We start from the raw sequence: 18,994 nt of genomic DNA, 5'->3' as shown, positions 1-18,994 counted from the left end.
GTGATGTGAAATGATCTTTACCTTTCGTTGTTTGGTCGTTCGCTGGGCGATTGCGACGGCGTCATGATCCGTCCTTGGTCCCGCGGGATCGCAACCAGATCGCCATTGGTGGAACTGGCCAGAATGAGCGAATCGGTGGCGAGGGGCCGCGCCAGAACGGCGCTGCCGACGTGGTGGGTCTGCACTTGCGTTCCCGTGGCGGCATCGAGGATGTGGATGTTACCGTCCATGCCCGGGACGATGACCTGTTCGCTCGTGACGGAAGGACCACCTAGCAATGGTCCGTGCGGACGACCTCTCATGGGGATGTGGGGTTCGAGCGCGTCGGTGTCGAATCGTCGTTCCCAGACCGTCGTGCCATCGCTGACCCGGATCGAGCGGAGCAGCCGGTCGGATGCAACGATGATGGCTGTGTCGTGGAAGATCGCCGGAGCGCCGGCTCCGTGTACCGATTCCACCGCGACGTCCCATCGCACATTTCCACTGGCATCGACCGCATATACGTGCCGCGACGCGGGGAAAACGGTGATGCCGCTCGGATGATGTGCCCCGGGGCCGGTAGGGGACCAGCCCAATGCGTCGAGATGATCTGCGGCTTGGCTTCGCTGGCTGGATGTGTCGATCGGGGGGTGCGGAGTTTTGCGGCTGTCACCGGCCACGAAGGGGGAGTCCAGCTGCCAGATCGCATGACCTGTGGCCGTCAGTGCGGTAAGCGCCGGTCGGAGCGGCGCCGCACCGATGAGCAGCTGGCTGCCCGTCGACGTGATCCCGGCGTGCGGAACGATGTTGAAGTGCGGCCATTGACGCGGATAGGTCCATAGCCGTTCACCGGTGCGCGGGTCTAGGCACCGCAACGTTCCGGGGTAGCCGACGATCACTCGGCTGGACGCCGCGACGGGACGGGCCATAACCCAGTCTCGGAGCGGGTCCTCTGATTCGTCGGCCCACAGCACGGATCCGTCCACCGGATCGATTCCGACCGCAGCTCCCGTGACGTCGTGTACGACGAGTGCCTCGCCAGTCATAACCGGGGCGGCTGCGACCGGATTCGCGAGATCGGTCGTCCACAGTTCGGCACCACTGCTGATGTCGAACGCTGATACACGACCGGTTCCGGCGGTTCTGCCCACGCCGGCCAGAACAACCCGGTCGTCCGCGACAACCGGTCCGCCGGCGATCCGGCCGCTCCCAGCCAGGCGCGTGCGCCATTGGCCGGGCGAGGCAGAAGTGGCTCGTCTTTCGGCAGCGACGATGTCCGAGGCGTGAATGCCGGCAGCGTCCCAGGTGATGATGCGCACGCTCGGCGCCGAGTGGTCGAGACCGGCGTAGAGCGCGCTCGGTGTGTTGATGAATTTCACGCCTCGGTGCGTCGTCACACGGTCCGTGTGCCAGTGACCGGTGAGGACCGCCAGAGGTTGCGAAGGGAGCTGCTCGAAGAAGATTTGGTTTGGCACATCGTGCGCGAGCAGGATCCACGGACGGTTCCCCGTCGCCGTCAGGTCGTTCCGGATCCAACGATTCTGGCGATCTCGGTCTACGCGACGCTCCCATGTGTTCCAATCCATCGCGACGATGTGCAGATCGGCAATATCGCGCGAATACCATCGCGGGCCGACGTGGTCCTCCCACAGGGCGCTGCTGACGCCGTTGATCAGATAGTCGGTGTCTGTCAGGCTTAACGCGTGCCGGTCGCCTGTCTTGTGGTCGGCGTTCCCCGGGAGAGGGAGAACCGGCAGATCTGACCCTTCGAGGATCGTTAGGAAGGCCCGGTATTCCTCCGGCGTGCCGACGTCGACGAGATCCCCGGTCAAGAGTGCAGCATGAAACGGACCGTGAGCTCGAACGCTATCGGCAAGCAGTGCCGCGGCTTGATGAGCCTGTGGAGGTTCGGCCGCCCCTACTTCGGCGGCGCGGCCATTCGATCCGGTGACGTGGAGGTCGGTGGCGTGCAGCAGACGGATGGGCAGCGACTGTTCCTGCGGCTCGAGGACGAAGTCCGGGACATGCGTATCCTCGGGGCGCGCCCACCAGGTCTTGGTGGTGTAACCGCGGGGTATCGAAATGCTGACAAATTCGCTGCGGGCGATCCGGAACTCACCGTCGGCGTCGGTAGTGGTGACGTTCGTGAGGTTGTTCACCATCACGTCCGGGATCGGGATTCCCTTTTTCGTGACGACGCGGCCCGTGATGACATCTTCGTTTTCATACACGCTGCGGCTCCTTTCGTTTGAAGGATTCCAACGTGCCGATCCGGTGACCGTCCGCATCGAACAGATGGATGTCGCTCTCGCTAAGACCGATGGTCGTCGTGTCGCCTGGCCGGAGCGTGGTCTTCGCCGGGATTCGCGCCCGCAGGGTTGCGCTCGGCAGGCCGGTGCCCCTTGAGTGGAGGTGCAGGATGCTTGAGGCCCCTTCGTGTTCGACCAGGATGACCTCCGCCGTGAGCTCGAAGTCAGATCCGAATGCATCTGTCTTGATCGCCTCCGGGCGGATCCCGAGCGCGATACGGGATCCGCCCGTGTCCAGGCCCGGCAGATCGATGTGACCAAACGGCGTCTCCCACCGGGACGCCGCTATGAGGGTGCCGTCCATGATGTTCATCGGCGGAACTCCGATGAACTGAGCGACGAACAGCGTCGCTGGCGTGTCGTACACCTCGTGTGGCGTGCCCAGCTGTTCGATGTGCCCGTCGCGGATCACCGCGACACGATCGGCCATAGCCATGGCATCGGTCTGGTCGTGGGTGACGTGAATCGTCGTCGCGCCCGTGGACCGCATGATCTCTGCGATCTCGGCGCGAAGGACCATGCGCAGCTGCGCGTCGAGACCGGACAGCGGCTCGTCAAGCAGGACAACCCCTGCTTGCCGCGCGAGCGCGCGGGCGAGTGCGACGCGCTGTCGCTGGCCGCCGGACATCTGCTTGGGAAGCCTCGGCAGGAGGTCGGAGATGCCGAGCCGCGCGGCGATCTCGGTGGCTCGTGCGGCGGCCTCCCGCTTCGAGAGTCCGATCCCGTGGCGGAGGCCGAGCGTGATGTTGTCCCTCGCCGACAGATGGGGGTATAGCGCGAAGTTCTGGAACACGATCGCGATGTCGCGCTTGTGTGCGGGCAGGGTGGCTTGCTGGACGCCGCGGATGAAGATGTCGCCGCCATCGGCTTCCTCGAGCCCGGCGATGAGCCGCAGGAGCGTGCTCTTCCCGGATCCGGAGGGCCCCAGGATGACGAGGCTTTCGCCGTCGGTGAGGTCGAACGATGTTTCGGCAACGGCGACAACGTTCCCGAACCGCTTTGATACCTCCCGGAGCTGAACGGAGGCCATCACTTGACGACCGCGTTGATCTGCTTGGCGGCGTTCCCGACAGTCTGCTTCGTGTCGCTGCCCCGGATCAGGCTCTGAAGCATCTGGGCTACGACTTGGTTGGCCTGTCCGGTCGCGCCGTTGGGCCATGCGGCCCACGTGGTCGGGGTGCCGTCGTATCGCCAGCCCCAGCCGAGCTGCGTGTTCGCGTCGGACGTGGCGAGGAGCTCGTCCTTCTCCTTGGCGTCGACGGGGATGTAGCTGTACTGTTTCTGGCTTGCTTTGAGAGCCTCCGGGTCGAGCATCAGCTTGATCATCTGCCCGGCATAGGCGGCCTGGCAGGAGTCCTCGGACAGGACGGTCCAACCGTTGCCACCTGCGGGCAGGGCGGCGTCCTTCTGCGACGCATCGACCACGGGCAGGGCGGAGACGCTCCAGTCGAACTTGTCCCCGACCGCGGCGCGGGTTGAGGAGGCCGTTGTGTTTCCCGAGACCCAGAACGCCATGCGCCCGGCGTTGAACGCGGTCGTCGCCTCAGCGCTCGTCATCGGGTCCTGCAGCCCTTCTTTCCCGAGGGTTTCGTACACGGACAGGGCCTGACGACCCGCGTCGGTGTCGAATCCGGCGGTACCATCGTCGTTGATCCACTTTGCCCCCGCTGTTTGCACGATCCCCTGCGCAGTAAATTCCGCGGACGCGTCTGTCGAGAGCTGGACGGACGCGATGCCCGTGGCCTTCTTGATCTTCCGGGCGTCCTCGAGCATCTCCGCCATGGTTGTCGGGGCCTGCGTGATCCCCGCCTTGGCGGCGAGGGTCTTGTTCATGAAGAGCGCCGGCACCGACACCTGGGCAGGAGCAACGTACGCGGTGCCGTTGACGGTGCCTGCGGCCAGGTATCGCTTGATGTAGGTGGAGTTGAGTGCCGATTCGTCCAGGGGCTGGGGCTTGAACCGGTCGACGTAGTAGCTGACCTGCGAAAGGCCGACCATTGCCACGTCGGGCCTCGAGCCCGCGGCGATGTCGGCCGTCAAGGCCTGGGTCAGCTGGTCGTAGCTCTGGATCGTCACCTCCTTGAGCTTCACGGTCAGGCCCGGGAAATTCTTCTCCAGGATGGGCTTGGCGATGTTGACCGCGGCCTCGCCCTGCGAGGCGTACTCGGCAGTGATGGTGCGTCCGGAGGGGGTGCATTGTGTGATCGGCTTGGCGGTGGCCGCCGCCGCGGCGGAACCGGTGGTGCTGTCGTTTGACGCGCACCCGACGAGTGCGACAGGCAGGCCGACGCCGAGGGACAGGGCGACAGCGAGGCACTTGCGAAACTCGGACATAGGGGTTCTTCCTTCGATGTTGTGGGTTCTGGGGACTAGATGACGCCTCATCCGGGGAGCTCGCCGCCGGCGATCCCAGCGACGAATCGCCGTCGGAGGATGAGGAAAAGGTTCAGGATCGGGATGGTGATGATCACCGCGCTTGCGCTGAGCGCGCCGAAGTCCTGGCCGACTTCCGCTTGGTTGAACACGGCCACCGCCAGTGGCGGAGTGCGCAGTTCGGCGCTGCGCGACACGAGCAAGGGCCACAGGTAGTCGTTCCAGTGGAAGAAGACCGAGAAGAGGGCGAAGGATGCGATTGCAGGGCGACTGGACGGGACGACCACTCGCCAGATCGTTTGAATCGTCCCGAGCCCGTCGGAACGCGCCGCGTCAATCAGGGCGTCGGGGATCGTCGTCATGTGCTGGCGGAGAAGGAACACACCGAACGCACTCGTCCCGAACGGCACAATGAGAGCCGTCAGAGTGTTCGAAAGCCCGAGATGACTGATCCCAATGTAGAGGGGCAACGCGGTTGCCTGCGCCGGGACCAGGAACGAGGCGAGAACGATCACATAAGCGGCGCGCTTGCCACGGAACCGGAGCTTCGCGAACGCGTAGGCAGCCGGCACGCAGGTTACGAGTTGCAGGGCAAGGATCGAGACCGTGACGATCGCGCCGACGAGCATGGCGTGTCCGAGGTCGGCTTGGGTCCAGGCGCGTACGAAGTTCGACAAGTCAAACGAACCCGGGAGCGGTGAGATCCCGTCAACGACGATCGCGTCCGCCGATGCGACGGAGGTACGGAGCATCCAGACGAATGGGAAGATCGCGAACGCGCAGGCAATCACGATCGCCGCGATGCGAAGGAAACGGCCGACGAGTGCCCAGCTCATGCGGATGCACCTTCCTCGAATGCGCGACGGCGCAGCAGCGTCCCCAAGGTGATGAGGATGAACAGCAGCACCGCTGAGAGCGCCGCGGCCTGCCCGAGGTCGTAGTTGATGAATCCGAGCTGCCAGGTCTCGGTGAGCACGGTCTGGGTCGCGTTGAGCGGTCCACCCCGCGTGAGCACATTGATCGTGTCGAAAACCTGCACGGACTGCAGCGTGGTGAGGACCAGCACAAAGAGCGTCACCGGTCGCAACAGCGGCAGCGTGATCCAGCGCAGCCGTCGCCAGCCAACGACGCCATCGACTACCGCTGCTTCACGCACAGCGGTGGAGATCGTGGTCAGCCCGGCGAGGTACATGAGCATCGCCAGCGATGTTGCCCGCCACACCCCGATCGCCGCGATCGTCGGCAGCGCGAGATGCACGTCACCGAGATAATTCAGCGGCGCGAGACCGACCATTGCAGTGAGCTGATTGAGGAACCCGCCGCGGAGGGTGAAAACGTACTGAAACACCACGGCCATCGCGACGAGGTTCGCGGTGAACGGAAGGAACAACAGGGCCTCGACGACCGCACGCCCCCGTCGCAGGGAATTGGTCATTAGCGCCAGACCGAGACCGAGGGCGATGCTCGGCAGGATGGTCATTGCGCAGTAGAACACGGTATTCGCCATCGCCTGCAGCACCGTCGGATCGGTGAAGATCCGCTGATAATTTCCGATACCAGTCCAGACTGCCTGGTTCTGGGAACCGAGGCGGATCCGGAACAGCGAGCTCACCAGCGCAAGCAACGCGGGGAGGAGCACGAAGGCAAGGAGGAACGCCATCACCGGCATGACCAGAGCACCGGGCGCGAGCCGGCCCATGCCGCGTCCATATCGATGCTCAGGCCGAGCGGCCCGCGCGGGGGCCTGCTGGACCGTACCTGGGAACTCTTCGATCATGCTTCTCCGAACTCTCGGCTCCGCATTGGATCGCGGGGCTGACCTGATGATGACGTGAACAGCATCCGGGGACCGCGCGAACGGAAAATGAACAAATCCTCCCGATTCGGTAAAGACCAGTAGACATCTTGTATATATAGGTTTCTATCTGGTCTCGCCCGGTCGTTCGGATGGGTCGCAAGTCGGGAATCTGCACTAGACTTTCGGGTGTTCTGAGTCATCGACCCGCACCCGGCGGGCCCGCGACCTTGGACCTGAGACGGGAGAATCCCATCGACACGTCGGTACAGTCAGGTGCGGTCACGCGCGTCTCCACCTACTTGCGCGTAGCAAACGAGCTCGCCTCGCAGATCGCCACCCTGCCCCCGGGACATCAGCTGCCGTCGGAGAACGAGCTCGCCCGGATGCACGGCGTGAGCCGGCTCACCGCGCGCGCGGCGTTTCAGGAGTTGGAGCGGCGTTTTCTCATCACCCGGATGCGCGCACGCGGTTCGTTCGTTGCCCGCCGGCTCGAGATCGTGACCCGCGTCGGGTCGTCCCCGAGCTGGTCCCAAGCCGTTCGTGAGGCCGGGGGCGTGCCGGAGAACCGCGTCCTCCGGGTCGTCGAGGAGGCGCCGACGGAGTCCGTGCGCACGGAACTCAAGCTCGAGGTCGGCGAACCCGCCCTCATGGTCGACCGGCTCTGTTATGTGGACGGTCTGATCGCAGAAGAGTCGCGCGTGTGGTTCCGGCCTGGTCTGGCGCCGCACATCGACCACCTGCTGGGACGAGGCGGCTCTCAGGTCCTCCTTCTCGAGTCACTGGGATACCATCCACAACGCCGATGGATCCGCGCGGACCTGACGATTGTGCCCGAAGACGTCGGGCGCAATCTGGAGTTCGAGGGGCAGCCAGTGGTCATGCACACCACCTCGACCGTAGAAGATGCGCTCACAGGGCTCCCGCTGGTCACGGGTGATTCGTGGATGCGACCCGACGTGGTCCAGATGACGCTCGAACTCAGCAAATGAACCTCCTGCGGCCTGCGCGCTCACGGTCGCAGGCTGCCGTGGGGGATGGCACGGTCGATCGTCATTGAAGCACGGCCCCAAATAGACGCGACCTCCACCCGAGAGGCAGCTTGTGCGCCGGGCGCTCACTGAATGGCCGGAATCCCACCGCGCAGAAACGCGCCAGTCGGCCTGACGCCGACGACACCACCCAGCCTGAAACCAAGAGCACAGCCAGGCCCGATCCAGGGTGTGCACAGGGGCAGTCACCCACAGCCCCAGGAGGAGCCAGCGTATCCGAAACGCCGCCCTTCATCTCGCGGATGCCGGCGTCGACGACCGCGGACGACTGGGGCCCGTATCCGGCCTTTGCCCACCCGGGCACGGCAAAAGCTCCGTAAGCGGATTTCCCCGCACTTACCTGGACGGCAGGAACCATCACCCAACCGGCTGACCACAGCGGCACGTCACCACGCCTGGCTATCTGGCTCATCGCGGTTAGTGGGAGATGTTGTGGAGGCAGTCATCCAGTTGCTTCACGCGGTGCCCCCTCTATCAGGACCTGGCGTTCCAGGGATCAGGAGCGTGCTCGCCGGGCTGGGCATCCGTAAGCGTATCCCGGCCGCCCCCCCGGCGAACGCTCCGCCGCCAGCCCGGTCAATGTCCGGCTAGCCGCCACAGATCCAGTCCCCGTCCGCGCCAGCGGTCAGCAGCTGCCGCAACTGCGATCCAGTCCCCGCCTGGCGATCTGCCAGGGCCCCGGTGTCGCGCTCAGCCAAGGGTTTCATACCAAACAGTAGTAGGAGTAGTACTGATACTACTCCTACTACTCGGAATCGAAGAGGTGCTTTGATGACGTCGAGCGTGAAGGACCGCGTCTATGCCGCGGCCCGAGCAGATCAGTGCCGAGCGCCGGCCCACCGTGTCCACGGTCCGCGCGGCCGCCGGCGTGAGTAACGCCGACGCCACCCGGTACCTGAAGGAATGGACCGAGGAAAAACAGGCCGCCGGCGGACAGGTCGCCTCCACCCCCGCAACCCTGCTGGAACAGGCAGCCCGCCTCGCCGGAGCCTGCTGGGCCGAAGCATCCGCCCTGGCCGCTGAACGCCACGCCGCCGTCGAAGCCCTCTGGTCACAGGAACGCAAAGACAAAGACCAGGAAATCGCCGAACTCGTCGCCGACCTGGACCAGGCAGCCACTGAGCAGGACGCCGCCGCGGCCGCCCACGCCGGGGAAATCACCCGGCTCGAAGCCCAACGCAGCGCACTGGAGCGCCAGCTCGCCGTGATCGGCAAACAGCTGGAGGATTCCCGCGAGGCCGAGCGGGCCGCCGCCAAGGAAGCCGCGGACGCGGCACGCAGACTGGCAACGGCCGAGGTCCGCGCCACCACCCTTGAACAGTCCACAACGCCTTACTGCAGCGGGTCGCACCGGAGACAAAGGGCGCGGGGGAGTGAGCAAGGCCAAACCCGAGAGCTTTCCCCCGTACTTCACGACCGCGGACGCCGGCCAGGTAAAGTTCCTGCCCTGCCGCAGACCTGGTGGAGTATCACCCGCCGTCCGTGGGTCATGAGGCTCGTCGGGCATGTTTCCACCGAGGTCATCACGTCTCACTTTGGCGGTTTCCGTGTCCCGTGAGCCATTCCTTCAGCTGCACCACATGGCGTGGTCGGCAGTGTGGCATGTTCATCCGCTCATGCCGAGAACAGGGGACCTGATATCAAGAGACAACACTCGGATCCGAGTATGACTGTCCTTCGGCTCCGTAGCTACATGGGCCCGCCCGGGAGCATTTCAAAGGTGACGTCGTAGTGCCAATCGACGGGTCCTCCGTTCCTACCCTATAGATGTTCGGGAACCGACAGCGCCCTCAACTTAGCAGCTGCCCCGTGGAACGGGGCTGACGACGCCTCAAGGAATTCGACCACCTGGCTAACCTCGGGAAACCAACCGCGTTCCGCGGCCTTCGTCCCGAGGTGTAGGGCCAGCTCCAAGGTGCGATCCGGACCAGCCAGGATGCCTAGTGCCGGAAGCAAATCATGCATTTGGCGAAAAGCCTCCTGGTCCTGGCTTCTTGCCTCGCAGAGGCGCGCGTGCCTGGGCTTTGCTAGCGCGATCATTCGCAGGTACGCCGTGACGGTGTCGGAACCCGCCTCGTCACCCTGCTCGATCCCGTTGGCAGCGCCCGCTCGCGCTCGTCTGTAGAGCTCGGAGAAGGCCGACCCGCCGTCCATCGAGAAGCGCCAGATCGCTTCGTCAGCCTCGAGTAGCCAGGTCCCAAGCAGATCGGCAGCGGAGGGCACGAGATCTTCCACGAGAAGGTGCGTCCGGCGCCCTAACGGGCCGGGGTGATAGGCCCATTCGGGAACGAACGACGCAGGGCTCTCCCCGTCAGTGGCCATCATGAGCCGGTGTTCCATTCCGGTGAGATCCTCCGCTGCGATTAAGTGGATGATCCTCTCGGCGCTGGGATCGCGTAGCATCCGCTGAAGCAACGCCACACCTGGCAGAACTGCCTCCCCCGGCACGCAGGATCCAACCCAACTTGTGAGCTGATCAGAGGAGAGACCGCTGCCGTTGTCCACTGCCTCCCGCATCTTCTTGATGGCAGGGCCAAGCACGCGTGGGAGTATCCGGGCGCCCCATGTCGAGTCGAAGAAAAGCGCTGCGGTCCGCCGCCACCGTTCCTCCGGATTGTTGAGGTCCAGGTCCCCGAAACGGTACATGGTCGCCATGGTCTCGGGATCGTCGAAGACCTCTTCGTACATTTCACGCGTATGTAACTCAACCGACAACTGGATGATCCGGAGCTGATCTGCGAAGGTTGGGGCGCCCACCCCGCGGGTCAGCTCCGCCAGATGCTGGGGGATCGAGAGCGCAAGTACCCGTAGTGTCTCCTCGGTGTTATCCACGACCTGCCAGTGCGCCGCATCGGCTCTGGGTGGGAAGTGGGGATACCTTTGAAGCACATCGCGCAACGACTCCTGATGCCGTGGCCGAGGCTCCAAGCTGCGGCTCTGGTCGCAGATCTCGGCTAGCGTGCTTGTTAGTTCGTCGGCCGTCTTCAGCACCTCGGCTGGTATCCACGCTTTCAGAGCCGCCTCCTTTAACGCCTCGTAGCGAACCTGCGGCGAAGGATGGGACGGCGGGCGGAGCAGGAAGTACGATCGCTCCACCATGTCCTGAGCCTCGAACAGTAACCGCATCCCGCAGAGCGCCATAAGCAGCTCAAACTGCTCGTCGTCGTCGAGCTCGTGGTTGACGAACCGAGCGAACGTCGCAGCTACGGCCCCGGCGTCGGCCTCCAACTCCTGCCGGACGCCGGCATCCATCGTGGTCGGTGCCATGGGTTCCGCGTCAGGATCCAAGTGACCCAGGGTGATGTGCTGGGCCTCGTGGTGGATCAGGAACCTCTCCGCGTGGAGCGTCGCACTCAGCGCCACCGTGAGTTGCGACTCGGTGTTCCGAATCACTGTGGGCAGCAGGAACGAGCCGTCAAGCTGGGCCGCACCGAAGTAGCACCTTACGAGGCGGGCAAGAACCTCAGTGGGGATCTCGGCGCCGACGCGGTCGAGTTCCGCATCGACAACGTCCTCGCCGAATTGGACCGTCCAGCGAATGATCATGAGCTTGGCGAGGAAGTAGAGCGCGGAGGGCACCTCTTGGTCGATGGCGATGAGGTAGGAGTCCCCAGCCGGAACGGTCATCGCGCTCCACGACTGCGACGGCAGGAACGCTAGATGCGTACGGCGGAGTCGGTTCAGGTTCTCCGTGAAGAGACTCGCCGGCAGGAGGTCGACGTCGGCCAACACTTCGCCGAACAGCGACCTCGAGAGCTGCGCGGGCCAGTCGTCGAATTCCATGCTCATCAAGGCCTCGACTACCTCCTCGCTACGCGCGGTGAACCCCTGGTCGATCGCCTCCTTCACATGCGCCAGCAGGCGCTCCCGTTGATCGTCAGGCACGTCGCGGCGCCCCAGCAGCGTCATCTCCTCAGCCAGGAGTTGTGCAGGCGAAGGCTTGGGCGGCCCGGTCACGACTTGCGATTGCAGTAGGACGTTAGGCCTAGCTTCGCCACCAGCACCGCGAACAGAAAGAGCGTCTTCTGGTCGAGCACCCCGGCTACCGCGTCGACCACCGTAGCAGCCTCCATGACGGCGTTGTACTCGGTGCCGCCATCGAGGAAGACCTGCACCCCCTCGTTCAAGCAAATCCTCTCCTGCAGCTGCCGGGCGTTCTGCTGAAACCAGGCACGGCCCAACCGCGCGTAAGCCTGAATGTCGTTGAGGCCGAAGTCCTTCGGCCCGGTGGCTTTGCCGAGCATTCCGAAGAGTTCGTCGTCGTCAAGCAGGACTAGTTCACCAAGGGCGTCTGTCATGCATCGAGCCTAATGGGCGAGCACCGTATTGCTCTGCAGGCCGCGTTTCGAGTCGCCGGCGGCCAGGAGGTCTGCCTGCTGCCGGTCGGTGGACTCCTGGCGCGTGGAAACGCGCCCATAGCCGATCACTTTCGTCATGGGCTGCTCCGGTGTGTCTCGTAGCTAACGGTGAATACGCCGATTCAACCAGAAGGTTATGAGACATAGTTGCAAGAATCGCCGGTCGCGGACGAACCCGCACGATCCCGCGAAAATTGGAGGCACTAACCTTGCAGGGTCACCGGGTCGGTGAGACGTCTCGCCTCCCTAGGGTTTCGAGATCCATGGCTGAGATTGGGCATATCCAAATGTGTCACGTCGGACTGCGCAAGCCTTTCGATAGGTTTCGGCACCTTGCCGATGACGGCGGGCTTAGGGCAGGAAGCCGAAGGGCCCGTTGGGGACGGGACTTCTCGTCGGCGGTGCTTTTTTGGTCTGCTATATGCCGGTGTGGTTGCTTAGCTTGCTTGCCCCGGGTTCTCATGCCAGGAGGAGCGAACAAGACCTCGTGGCCTTCGCGGCGTTCAAACATGCTGCGGGGGAGCGCACCCGAAGCTGCGATCCACAGTATTGAGCTATCCGGCATGACAGCTTCGACTACTCCACTTCGGAGGACTTCGGCATTCCGTCGGATTTCGACACACTGTCCCAAGGTGCGCTGCCAGTCTGTCTGAGCGTGAACGTCCATATCTTGACCCTTCTTTTACCAGTATTTGGTTCGCGGATGGAGTTCGGTTGTTGCCTCAGCGTCGGTTCAGCAGGAACTCGTTGAGTTGGTCGGTGAGCCCACGGTCGCGTTTGATTTCCACTCCATCTACATGGGTCACCGGAACGCTCATGCGTACGCTTGAAACAAGCCAGGCGGCGTCGGCATCGAGCAGCGCGTCCTTCGTGAGCCGCTCGTACTTTCCTTGCAGCCCGAGCTGTTTGACGTGCGCGAAGATGTCGCGTTGGGTGGTGCCGTGAAGGATTCCCAGTTCGGGATCGGGGGTTAGGAGCTGGTCGCCCTGCCGCACAATGAGGGTCGAAGTCGGGCCTTCAAGCAGCAGGCGGTCGGCCGTTGTGAAGATGACCTCTTCAGCGTCGCGGCGCCGTGCTTCGCGCAGTGCCGCCATGTGCTGCGCGTATGACAGGTGCTTTGCCCCGAAAAGAAGCCAGGGTTCCTCCGCGACGAGTGAGCTGTGATAGCCCTTGTTCAGGGTGATAACGCGCAGCCCCTCTTTGCGGACTGTCTTGTAGTCGGGCATGTCAGAAAGGATGATCCAGGCTGCCGGACGACCGTTTGTTCCCGGCCCTCCGCGAGTCAGTACGAGCTTCAGGGAATGCTCGCCGTTTGGATCGGTCAGACCGGCGGTGTTCATGACTATTCGCCGGAGCTCGTCTTTGTCGGGATCGGGCAGATCCAACAGGCGGGCGCTCGTTTTGAGTCGGTTCAGGTGAGGGTCGAGCGCTTGGGCGGTTTGTCCGATGACGCCGAAGGTTTCGAAGACGCCGTCGCCTCGCTCCGCGGCGGAGTCAAGTACGGAAATGGTTGGAGCGGCAACTGGCCGTCGTGAGATTGCTGAGGATCTGGTGACCTCGCCCTGTATGGGGTAGGCGAAAAATAAGGTTTGGGCTTGCACGGTGTGTCCTGTCGGTTGGTTGGTGGGGGTCTGCTCAGGCGGGGATGTGCGAGAGCGGAGTGAGGACCGGTTCTCCGGCTTCGGCAACGATCTGTTCCAGGGTTTGCGCACGGCGGGCCAGCCACCATTGGCGCTGACCGGCATCATCGGTGAAGACGGCATAGATGGCCGGGCGCGCCAAAGCGTTATAGGAGAAGTGGCTGGAGAAGTAGTAGCCACCGGTCTCGGGCAGAGCAATCAGGTCCGATGATGCGACTGCCGGCAGCTCCCTGCCCACTGCGAGCATGTCACCGGAGAAGCAGGCCGGGCCGGCGATGTCCTGGACTATGGGGTGGCCGGTGCGCTGCACCCCTGCTGAGTCGAAAACTTCAATCCGCAATGGCCAGTGTTGTGGCATGAACACGGTGCGGGTTGCTACTTGAACTCCTGCATGGGTGATCGCGATGGGTCGCCCACCCGTTGACTTGGCGTATTCGACCCGGCTGACCAGGGTGCCGGCTTTGGCGGTCAATGCGCGCCCGAATTCTGTTATCAGGGTGAACCGTCCGTTGAACAGCTCGGGGACATGGGTTTCAAGGACTGAGCGGTGATCCTGAAAGGTGGGAGTGATCTCATCTGATTCAAAGTTCACGGAGAGCCCGCCGCCGACGTCAATGCGTCGGACCTGGTCATGGCCGACCCTGTGGGCGATAGCGTCGGCAAGGTCCACAATGAGGCGGATGCCTTGGGCGTTGTGTTCCAGATTGAGGCCTTGGGATCCGCTGTGGACATGCAGCTGGTTGAGCCATGGCCTGGTAGCGAAGGCTTCGATAAGTGCTTCCCGGTGGTCATTGAGTCCGATCCCGAATTTGGAGGTGTCGGTGGCCGTGCTCATGGCGTCGATGGTCCCTGCTCCCGTTTGGGGGTTGATCCGCACGCCTATGTGCGGAAGAGGGCCGTCGATTTCGGCAATGAGATCGTCCACTCGCGCGAGCTCCTCGAAGCTGTCCACGTTGAAGGACACGCCGAGGCGAAGGGCGGTCGCGATTTCGGAACGGGTCTTGGCCGGGGAGTCAAAAATGATCCGGTCGGGGGAGAACCCCGAGGTGAGAGCGAGCTGTAGTTCGCCAGGGCTGGCTACTTCGCATCCCAGCCCGGCCTGGGCGTAGTGGGCCAAGACCGGACGCAGGGTGATGGCCTTCGCTGCCACGGTGTGCAGGGCCGGGAGGGATTCCGGATAGACGGATTTGAGTGCCTCGATCAGTTCGTCCGCAGTGTCGAGGTCGATGACGCCGCAAAGCGGCTCTTCATCTGTCATGAGACCCCGGAGGGCTATTTCACCGACGACTTCTTGACGGCGAAGCCGTAGCGTCTCGGCTGTCGGGAGGACAAGGGTGGGGGATTCGTTCATGTAATCACGGCCTTTCGTCGCTGATCAGTTCCTGCCGGAAGCAGGTGGCAAGGACCACTCAGGAGCAGATGTTATTAAAACGGCAAAAGTTGTATTGACGTTATTTGTTATAACATCTACTGTGGATTAGGACACAATAGAGCTAGTTAGGAAGTGCGTGATGGCGTCAGAGGGCGTAATTGAACGGGAAATAGTCCGGCTGGAGCACGTCCCGGAAGGCTCTCCCTACTCTTCGGCGGTTGCCTTCGGTGGTCTGGTCTGGACGAGTGGAGCCCTCCCGGTTGAATCCGATGGAAGCGTTTCAGCTGATTTTGCGACGCAGGTGCGCACTGCTCTGAGGAACCTGGAATCGTCACTGCATGCGGCCGGGGCTGACTGGTCAACCGTGCTGAAGGTCAACGGGTACGTATCCGACATTGAGCAACTACCGGCCATGAACGAGGTATACACCGCGGTGGTCTGCGTGGATGGAGCTCCGGCCCGGACAACTGTTGAAGTCTCCCGATTCCGCGGAGCAACTCAGGTCGAGTTCGACGCGGTCGCTTTTAAGCGGCAGCGGTGAACGCGAAAGCACCAGGCGGGAGTAACGCGATGAAGGTAACGATTATTGGCGCCGGCGTTATTGGGCTGTCTTGCGCCTACGAGCTGTCCGAGCTTGGCCACCAGGTGACGGTTGTCGACTCTGGTGCCGTCGGCGCCGGAGCTTCAGCGGGAAACGCTGGATGGGTCACTCCCTTTCTTTCAAGCCCCAGGGCCGCTCCCGGAGTCGTCGGTGATGCGCTGAGGAGTTTCACCAGTCCGGACGGTCCCGCCAGGATGCAGCCGCGTTTTGAATTCGGATTCGCATCATGGGTTACCCAGTTCCTGCTGGCCAGCACCAAAGCCCACCATGCCCGAGGGATGGCTTCCCTGCAGAGCCTGTCCAAGCACGCCTTTGGATACTTTGATTCGCTCGCCGACAGGGGAGTGCGCTTTGAACAGCACAAGGACGGGCTGGGGGTGGTGTTCAAGGAAGAAGAGAATCTTGTGCACTACGAGCAGCTGGCAGGGAACATGCGTTCACTGGGCTACGCGGGCAAGATCACCGTTCATCGGGGTGGAGACGTTGTCGACTTCGACCCTGCTATCCGGCGTGGCGTCGCCGGTGTGCTGCACCTTGAGGATGAGCGGCATGTCCGTCCGGAGACGCTGACCGACGGACTGGCAAAAGCGGTTATCGACGCCGGCGGCGAAATCATTGAGAATCAGAAAGTGGACCGCATCGTGCCGAGGGGGCTGGACAAGTGGACAGTCATCGCGAATGACGGCCAGTCGCTCAACGCAGACCACGTGGTCGTGGCAGCAGGCTACCCATCACGGGCGCTGCTGCAGCAGGTAGGCGTGAAAGTTCCTCTGGAAGCTGCCAAGGGCACAAGCCTGACAGCCTACGGGGAAGGCACCGCCCCGTCAAAACCGCTGAAACTGTACGAAAACATGGTTGCATGTTCCCCCTTCGGTCAAGCCGTGCGCCTTTCCGGAACCTACGATCTGGGCCGGCGGGACTTCACTTTGAACCGTAAACGGCTGGACATGGTCATACGGCACGGCCTCAGCTACCTGGAGGACTGGCGTCCCACGGAAGTCGAGACCGAATGGGTTGGACACCGCTCCACCACGGTGGACGACCTGCCCATCATCGGACCCGTATCTGGCCGCCCCGGCCTCTACCTGGCAACTGGTCATGGGACATTGGGCGTGACCCTCGGGCCGTTGACCGGGGCCCTCGTGGCCCAAGAAATCAGTCAGGGACAAGAACAACCGCTCCTCAAGCCATTCCGCCTCGAACGATTCGGTTCCGCTGCCTGAGCAAATGCTTCGGCAGTGCGGCCCAAAAGACTCTGAGCGTCGATAACCTAAAAACAAGCACGGCAATACATGGAGGACCCCGTGAACGACTTACTGGAACTTACCGGGACGGCCCGCCAGCGCGGCCAAGCGCACGGCGAAGCTCTCCGACAGGAAATTCAAGATCGCATAACCGCCACCCGCCAAGGGTCCCCTGGCCCCGATTCTGCTCCCTGGTGGAGCTTCATTGAGTCGGCTGCGCCGGCGATCGCCGAAGAAATGACCGGCATTGCAGAAGGTGCGAACTGCCGCATCGAAGACGTCGTGCTCCTGAATGTTTTTGAAGTATTCAGCCTCGCGAAACAGGCGGAATTGGGTGCTGGTGGATGTACCGTGTTCGGAATTCCCCGTTCGGGCCGCGGCCCCATCCTTGCCCAGAACTGGGATGCCAAGCCCTCGGCCGGATTTGCGCTCCTGCGCCCCCACATGCATCAAGGACCCGACACCCTGAAGACGCTGGTACTGGCATCCCCGGGAGGTGTCGGATGGATCGGCATCAATGAAGCAGGTGTTGCTCTTGTGAATGCCGACCTTTACACAAACGGCTTGAAGGTTGGTGTTCCCAGCACCGTAATGCGCCGGCTCATGCTCGCAGGCCACAACCGGGCGGAGGCGTTGAGCCCCTTGAAGCAGTACGGGGCGGTCGGTGGCCGGACCTATCTGGTTGGCGATCTCGACGGCGCCGACCTTGTCGAGGTGCATCCAGGGGAAGATGGCCCAGTCTTCCTGCCCCAGACTGGGTATGGCTGGTCCCACGCCAACCATGCGATCAGCACGATTGCAAGGTTCGAAGACGAAAGCAAAGCGCCGTCTCCTTCGTCCCATCACCGCTACCCACGCGCGTGCAGCCTCATGAACGACCGGAAGCCTGCCACCGCGGAAGAAATCAAGGAAATCCTGGTCGATCACGGGGATGCCCCGTACTCGATCTGTGCCCACGAAACAGAACACCAACCAACGATCACCGCTGCTGCTGCGATCTTCGATACCGAGGAACGAAGCGCATCAATAGCTCTCGGCAATCCCTGCACCGCACCGTTCCGCGACTACCAGCTGTAACCGCAGCTGCGTCGGAGCAGACACCCAAAAGCGGCAGCACCCGAACACATATGTTCGAGTGCTGCCGCTTTTTCAAACAGTCGAATTTAGGGTGACCCCCTGGCTCTCGGCACGCAACCCACCGACCCAGGCGCAGGCTGATACACAACTCACAGAAGTAGGGGAAGCCGGACAACGGCGACTGACATCGTAAGGCCCCAGGGCGGGGTCACCCTTCATGTCGTCAGTAGATTCTCCAGATGCACGACACCTAAGATCTGCTGAACCCTTGTCCCGCCCAGCCGCTCCTGGTCCATTGCGCCGAACGGCTTCCAGCGAAGAACTTACTTGGCCTGGTTTCGAGCCAGCGTCGCACGGATTGCAGCCTTGGCCACATTGTAGGAAGTCCGCATGATGCGTTCCGCTTCAACGCCGTCGTTGCGCCGAACAGCGGCGATCAGTTCCGGCTTGTAATGCCACATGCTGAGGTCGCCTTCGCCGGTGGTTCCGCCTGCCCAGATGAGCTTGTACGGACGGCATTTGTCCCACAAGCTGTTGATGACGTCCACCATTACTTCGTTGTCGGCGGCGGCGTAAAGCGCGCCAAGAAGCAACTCATCCTGCTGCAGCGCAGCGATGATATCTCGCGCGGCCACCGCCTTCTGAAGCTCTTCCCAGTGTCCCTGCATCCGCTCGGCTACTGCCGGGGAGGCGGCCAACGCGCCAAGGCGCGCACATTCGCCCTCAACGAGGATCCGCACGTCATAGGCCTGCTGAAGTTCCGAGACCTCAAGGCCCCGCACCCGCGCACCCTTGTAGGGCTCCTGGACGACCAGCCCGGTCTCCACGAGCCTCATGATGGCGTCGCGCACGGGCTGAACACTGGTACCAACGGATGCAGCAAGTTCACGGACCCGCAGGCGGTAACCGGGGGGTAAGCGCCCTTCGATAATCCAGCCGCGCAGGGTCGCGAAGACCTGATCGGCCAGAGGCCCCGCCATAACTGCGGAGGGCGTGCGCACTTCCGCCGGCGCAATGGAGGCTACCTCTTCGTGGATCGTCATGAGTAGAGAATACCGCACAAGAGAAAGTCTTGCTATAAAAAACTAGCCTGATGTGTTGACGTTATTTGTTATAACATCTAATGTGGTTTACACCACAAAACTCGCAGTTGGCTGAGAAGTGACCGGTAGTGAAGATCAGGGCTTTGTGGCC

At 62.9% G+C, this 18,994-nt stretch carries 16 protein-coding genes; 5 read left to right on the top strand and 11 right to left on the bottom strand.

The genetic code is table 11. The features are described 5' to 3' along the window. Positions 1–17 precede the first annotated feature (17 nt). The 5 genes from AC3WJM_RS13675 to AC3WJM_RS13655 are packed head-to-tail and all read right to left on the bottom strand — an operon-like array spanning position 18 to position 6,438. Entirely contained in the window at positions 18–2,210 is a 2,193-nt protein-coding gene (locus AC3WJM_RS13675; RefSeq protein WP_492272142.1) for an outer membrane protein assembly factor BamB family protein, read from the bottom strand. Beyond that, entirely contained in the window at positions 2,203–3,318 is a 1,116-nt protein-coding gene (locus tag AC3WJM_RS13670; protein WP_492272186.1) for an ABC transporter ATP-binding protein, read from the bottom strand. The genes AC3WJM_RS13675 and AC3WJM_RS13670 overlap by 8 nt, the downstream gene beginning before the upstream one ends. Beyond that, positions 3,318–4,622 carry a type 2 periplasmic-binding domain-containing protein gene (locus AC3WJM_RS13665; RefSeq protein ID WP_492272141.1) on the bottom strand — a complete coding sequence of 435 codons (1,305 nt, stop codon included), beginning with the start codon at positions 4,620–4,622 and terminating at the stop codon, positions 3,318–3,320. Before AC3WJM_RS13665 ends, AC3WJM_RS13670 begins: the two co-directional genes overlap by 1 nt. Before the next feature lie 47 nt (positions 4,623–4,669). Then, entirely contained in the window at positions 4,670–5,497 is an 828-nt protein-coding gene (locus AC3WJM_RS13660) for a carbohydrate ABC transporter permease (protein ID WP_492272140.1), read from the bottom strand. Then, positions 5,494–6,438, bottom strand: coding sequence for a carbohydrate ABC transporter permease (locus AC3WJM_RS13655; protein ID WP_492272139.1), 945 nt, complete (start codon positions 6,436–6,438; stop codon positions 5,494–5,496). Before AC3WJM_RS13655 ends, AC3WJM_RS13660 begins: the two co-directional genes overlap by 4 nt. A 248-nt stretch (positions 6,439–6,686) precedes the next feature. Between AC3WJM_RS13655 and AC3WJM_RS13650 the strand changes: the two genes are divergently transcribed. Then, complete coding sequence (locus tag AC3WJM_RS13650; protein WP_492272138.1) at positions 6,687–7,448, top strand: GntR family transcriptional regulator; 762 nt, start codon at positions 6,687–6,689, stop codon at positions 7,446–7,448. Positions 7,449–8,307: 859 nt separating this feature from the next. Continuing rightward, on the top strand, positions 8,308–9,066 hold the full coding sequence (locus AC3WJM_RS13645; protein ID WP_492272137.1) for a DNA-binding protein: 759 nt from the start codon (positions 8,308–8,310) through the stop codon (positions 9,064–9,066). Positions 9,067–9,269: 203 nt separating this feature from the next. On the opposite strand, the gene AC3WJM_RS13640 is transcribed toward AC3WJM_RS13645, so the two are convergent. From AC3WJM_RS13640 to AC3WJM_RS13620, 5 genes are all read right to left on the bottom strand, one after another. Further along, entirely contained in the window at positions 9,270–11,417 is a 2,148-nt protein-coding gene (locus AC3WJM_RS13640) for a hypothetical protein (protein ID WP_492272136.1), read from the bottom strand. A gap of 44 nt (positions 11,418–11,461) precedes the next feature. Then, on the bottom strand, positions 11,462–11,806 hold the full coding sequence (locus AC3WJM_RS13635) for a hypothetical protein (RefSeq protein WP_492272135.1): 345 nt from the start codon (positions 11,804–11,806) through the stop codon (positions 11,462–11,464). Between the two features lie 9 nt (positions 11,807–11,815). Beyond that, positions 11,816–11,944 (bottom strand): hypothetical protein, encoded by a 129-nt coding sequence (locus AC3WJM_RS13630; RefSeq protein ID WP_492272134.1) that lies wholly within the window; start codon positions 11,942–11,944, stop codon positions 11,816–11,818. A gap of 644 nt (positions 11,945–12,588) precedes the next feature. Then, positions 12,589–13,467 carry an aminotransferase class IV gene (locus AC3WJM_RS13625; RefSeq protein WP_492272133.1) on the bottom strand — a complete coding sequence of 293 codons (879 nt, stop codon included), beginning with the start codon at positions 13,465–13,467 and terminating at the stop codon, positions 12,589–12,591. 34 nt (positions 13,468–13,501) lie between these two features. Continuing rightward, entirely contained in the window at positions 13,502–14,857 is a 1,356-nt protein-coding gene (locus tag AC3WJM_RS13620) for a type III PLP-dependent enzyme domain-containing protein (protein ID WP_492272132.1), read from the bottom strand. Between the two features lie 160 nt (positions 14,858–15,017). Here AC3WJM_RS13620 and AC3WJM_RS13615 point away from each other — a divergent pair, with 160 nt between their 5' ends. From AC3WJM_RS13615 to AC3WJM_RS13605, 3 genes are all read left to right on the top strand, one after another. Then, the gene (locus AC3WJM_RS13615) at positions 15,018–15,419 is read left to right on the top strand and encodes a RidA family protein (protein WP_492272131.1); all 402 of its coding nucleotides are present in this window, start codon (positions 15,018–15,020) and stop codon (positions 15,417–15,419) included. A gap of 29 nt (positions 15,420–15,448) precedes the next feature. Next, on the top strand, positions 15,449–16,702 hold the full coding sequence (locus AC3WJM_RS13610) for an NAD(P)/FAD-dependent oxidoreductase (protein WP_492272130.1): 1,254 nt from the start codon (positions 15,449–15,451) through the stop codon (positions 16,700–16,702). Positions 16,703–16,783: 81 nt separating this feature from the next. After that, positions 16,784–17,800, top strand: a complete 1,017-nt coding sequence (locus tag AC3WJM_RS13605; RefSeq protein WP_492272129.1) for a C45 family autoproteolytic acyltransferase/hydrolase — start codon at positions 16,784–16,786, stop codon at positions 17,798–17,800. 323 nt (positions 17,801–18,123) lie between these two features. Here the strand turns inward: AC3WJM_RS13605 and AC3WJM_RS13600 are convergent, their stop codons facing one another. Further along, complete coding sequence (locus AC3WJM_RS13600; RefSeq protein ID WP_492272128.1) at positions 18,124–18,843, bottom strand: GntR family transcriptional regulator; 720 nt, start codon at positions 18,841–18,843, stop codon at positions 18,124–18,126. Between the last annotated feature and the right edge of the window lie 151 nt (positions 18,844–18,994).

It is taken from the genome of Arthrobacter sp. FW306-1B-G06A, from assembly GCF_058781765.1.
The sequence above is the reverse complement of the archived record's forward strand: the minus strand, read 5'-3'. Positions and strand labels throughout refer to the sequence as shown.

Coding starts and splice junctions, on each gene's coding strand:
- AC3WJM_RS13630 (WP_492272134.1), bottom strand. CDS start 11,944: ATGACGAAAGTGATCGGCTATGGGCGCGTTTCCACGCGCCAGGAGTCC.
- AC3WJM_RS13600 (WP_492272128.1), bottom strand. CDS start 18,843: ATGACGATCCACGAAGAGGTAGCCTCCATTGCGCCGGCGGAAGTGCGC.
- AC3WJM_RS13655 (WP_492272139.1), bottom strand. CDS start 6,438: ATGATCGAAGAGTTCCCAGGTACGGTCCAGCAGGCCCCCGCGCGGGCC.
- AC3WJM_RS13670 (WP_492272186.1), bottom strand. CDS start 3,318: ATGGCCTCCGTTCAGCTCCGGGAGGTATCAAAGCGGTTCGGGAACGTT.
- AC3WJM_RS13635 (WP_492272135.1), bottom strand. CDS start 11,806: ATGACAGACGCCCTTGGTGAACTAGTCCTGCTTGACGACGACGAACTC.
- AC3WJM_RS13665 (WP_492272141.1), bottom strand. CDS start 4,622: ATGTCCGAGTTTCGCAAGTGCCTCGCTGTCGCCCTGTCCCTCGGCGTC.
- AC3WJM_RS13660 (WP_492272140.1), bottom strand. CDS start 5,497: ATGAGCTGGGCACTCGTCGGCCGTTTCCTTCGCATCGCGGCGATCGTG.
- AC3WJM_RS13620 (WP_492272132.1), bottom strand. CDS start 14,857: ATGAACGAATCCCCCACCCTTGTCCTCCCGACAGCCGAGACGCTACGG.
- AC3WJM_RS13610 (WP_492272130.1), top strand. CDS start 15,449: ATGAAGGTAACGATTATTGGCGCCGGCGTTATTGGGCTGTCTTGCGCC.
- AC3WJM_RS13615 (WP_492272131.1), top strand. CDS start 15,018: ATGGCGTCAGAGGGCGTAATTGAACGGGAAATAGTCCGGCTGGAGCAC.
- AC3WJM_RS13645 (WP_492272137.1), top strand. CDS start 8,308: ATGCCGCGGCCCGAGCAGATCAGTGCCGAGCGCCGGCCCACCGTGTCC.
- AC3WJM_RS13640 (WP_492272136.1), bottom strand. CDS start 11,417: ATGACGCTGCTGGGGCGCCGCGACGTGCCTGACGATCAACGGGAGCGC.